The sequence below is a fragment of the Celeribacter marinus genome, from assembly GCF_965656515.1.
GTDB classification, from domain to species: domain Bacteria; phylum Pseudomonadota; class Alphaproteobacteria; order Rhodobacterales; family Rhodobacteraceae; genus Celeribacter; species Celeribacter marinus_D.
In genome coordinates this window covers 31,130-32,521 of record NZ_CBFHKW010000027.1, presented here as the reverse complement: position 1 = coordinate 32,521, position 1,392 = coordinate 31,130, and the positions used below count along the sequence as shown (strand labels likewise).

Annotated in this window: 2 protein-coding genes and 1 pseudogene; all 3 read right to left on the bottom strand. The window is 53.2% G+C overall.

Annotated elements, in window-relative coordinates:
• Window positions 1-509 (bottom strand): ATP-binding protein (locus tag ACTG34_RS07980; RefSeq protein ID WP_439104419.1); only part of this gene is annotated, 509 nt, incomplete at its 3' end.
• Window positions 510-599: 90 nt separating this feature from the next.
• Window positions 600-1,220 carry a LysE family translocator gene (locus tag ACTG34_RS07975; RefSeq protein ID WP_439104418.1) on the bottom strand — a complete coding sequence of 207 codons (621 nt, stop codon included), beginning with the start codon at window positions 1,218-1,220 and terminating at the stop codon, window positions 600-602.
• A pseudogene (locus ACTG34_RS07970) lies at window positions 1,217-1,392 on the bottom strand (DNA replication/repair protein RecF); the annotation flags it as partial. The gene ACTG34_RS07975 and the pseudogene ACTG34_RS07970, both read right to left, overlap by 4 nt.

Sequence of the window (1,392 nt, the reverse complement as noted above, 5' to 3'; positions counted from 1 at the left end):
GTTTCGTCCCCCGCATCGCCAATGATTTTCAAATGCTCTGCCGTATCGCCCTTTTCAAAGCGCGCAATATGGATCTTTCCGTTGCGCCAAACTTTCAGTTCAAGCCACTCAGACAAGGCGTTCACAACCGAAACGCCAACGCCGTGTAGGCCGCCCGAGACCTTGTACGAATTGCTGTCGAATTTACCGCCGGCGTGAAGCTGGGTCATAATGACCTCGGCCGCGGAAACACCCTCCTCTTGGTGGATGTCGACAGGAATGCCGCGACCGTTGTCACGCACGGAAACAGAGCTGTCTTTGTGGATTTTGACAGTCACATAGTCCGCATGACCCGCAAGAGCCTCATCAATCCCGTTGTCCACGACCTCGTAGACCATGTGGTGCAGACCAGATCCATCGTCCGTGTCACCGATATACATACCGGGACGCTTTCGAACGGCTTCCAAGCCTCTGAGAACCTTGATAGAATCGGCGCCATACTCAGGGCTTTGGGGTGTGTCGTCAGACATGCGTTTTCCTCGTCTTTACCTTGGCGTTTTTATACGCCAACGCTTGGGGAATGTCACGTCAATGCCACAAGATTTGGTGGTTTTCGCCGATCATACGAAAGGGATAATAAACGCCACACCTATCAACAAAATCCCCGCCGTACGGTTCATCCGGCTCAATGCACCAGAGGACGTCAGTAGCCCACGAATTCTACTTACAAAGAGCGCCAGTATAAGGTTTCCGATCAATGGCACGACAGCCGAAATAGCACAGATCACCATGATGTCCGGCGCGGTCAATAACGACAAATCAAAAAAACCGGGCAACAGACCCATGTAGAATAAAATCGCCTTTGGGTTCCCCAAAATCACGACAACACCCGCAACAAAACCGGCTAAAATACCTGGCCGTGTTAAACGACTGTCTGATGTGATTTTTTTGTCCGCATGGCGGATGAGCATGACCCCCATAACCAAAAACATCAGAACCGCCGCCCATCGCATCACGGTAAGAAAGGCCGCGAATTCCGAGATGATCCACGTCACACCAAGGATCGCCAAAAGCGGCCACAATACATCACCAACAACGACCCCTAAGGCCAAAGGGGCCGCAGACGCAAAGCCCCCCGACATAGCGCGGGCCAACATTGCAACCCAAACAGGGCCGGGTGTCAAAAACAAGATCAAGAGAGCGAACGCATAGAGGCCGAGTTCTGTAACGCCAACGGTCATTGGATTTCTTTCATCTGCGAGGCTCCCGCCTCTTCGGTAACTTCAAAATGGGCGGCGCGCGCCCCAAGCTCGGCGAATAATTCCGGACCTGTTCCCGTCATAAAGGCCTGCGCCCCAAGCGCACATATTTCATCATAAAGCGCCGCAAGGCGACCAGCGTCAAGGTGCGCCG

Bases quoted from the DNA above. Each gene is read 5' to 3' on its own strand.
- ACTG34_RS07975 (WP_439104418.1), bottom strand. From the start codon at position 1,220: ATGACCGTTGGCGTTACAGAACTCGGCCTCTATGCGTTCGCTCTCTTG.